This is a genomic window from Helicobacter bizzozeronii, assembly GCF_900196775.1.
GTDB classification, from domain to species: Bacteria; Campylobacterota; Campylobacteria; order Campylobacterales; family Helicobacteraceae; genus Helicobacter; species Helicobacter bizzozeronii.
On sequence record NZ_FZLB01000063.1, the window covers coordinates 1 to 1181 of the forward strand.

The 1181-nt window shown below is 38.7% G+C and carries 1 protein-coding gene and 1 pseudogene; both read left to right on the forward strand.

Annotation, left to right across the window (positions count from 1 at the left end; genetic code table 11):
• The coding region (tnpA, locus tag C5684_RS07325; RefSeq protein WP_104639894.1) for an IS200/IS605 family transposase at positions 1 to 431 on the forward strand (431 nt) is incomplete at its 5' end.
• Positions 385 to 1181 (forward strand): annotated as a pseudogene (locus C5684_RS07330) (RNA-guided endonuclease InsQ/TnpB family protein); the annotation flags it as partial. The gene tnpA and the pseudogene C5684_RS07330, both read left to right, overlap by 47 nt.

The following is a 1181-nucleotide window of genomic DNA, read 5'->3' on the forward strand; positions in this document are numbered from 1 at the left end:
AATACCATATTGTGTGGTGTCCCAAATATAGACGAAAAGTCCTTGTAGATCAGGTGGAGATAAGGCTCAAACAAATCATTTTGGAAGTGGCACAAGAGCTAGAAGTAGAGATTTTAGAGATGGAGACAGATAAAGACCATATCCACATCTTAGCGGAAGTTGATCCGAGCTTTGGGGTGATGAAGTTTATTAGGACGGCTAAGGGTAGAAGTAGTCGGCTTCTAAGACAAGAGTTTGCACACTTGAGAACTAGATTGCCTACACTATGGACGAACTCTTGTTTTATCTCTTCTGTAGGGGGTGCGCCTTTGGAGGTGATTAAGCAATACATCGCCAACCAACAAAACTCTGAAAGACTTAAACAAAAAAACAAGTGGAAAGACTATGTTAATCGCCTACAAGCAGAAACTCTACAATTCAAGCAAAAATAAGCACATCGGCAAACTTCTGCGCTTTTATGGCATTTGTTATAACCATTGTGTCGCTTTGCATAAGAGGTATTATAGGCTCTACAAGAAACACTTAAAGCTCTATACTCTGCAAAAACATATCACCAAACTAAAGAGAACAGCACGCTTTGCTTTTTTAAAAACTCTAGGCTCTCAAACTTTGCAGGAGTTAGTAGAGAGAATAGACAAGGCTTATAAGAAGTTTTTCAAAAAGCAGGGCAGACCTCCTAGATTTAAAAGAGTGGCTCTGTATCAATCTTTCACTTTTAAAGGGAAAACAGGCTACAAAATCCAAGACAACATTATCTCTTTTAATGGCTATGCTTTTAAGTTTGTCAAAACCTACGAGTTCAATGGCAAGCCTAAGACTTTAACCATTAAAAGAGATAAGCTAGGCGGTTATTTCTNNTTTGCCTTTAATTCGTGCTTGCAGTCGCTCTCTATCCAAAAAGAAAAGAGGTAGCCATAGACGCTTAAAGGCTAGACTAAGGCTTGCTAGATTGCACCGCAAGGTGGCTCATCTTAGAAAAGACTTTTTCCACAAGCTAGCCAATAGTCTAGCCAAACAATACAGCCATATTTTCATTGAAGATTTGAACCTAAAGGGTATGGTTAAACTTTGGGGGCGTAAGGTTAATGATTTGGCTTTTGGTGAGTTTGTGGCTATCCTAGAGAAAAAAACCCAAGTAATCAAAATTGATAGATTCTACCCTAGCTCTAAAACTTGTTCTA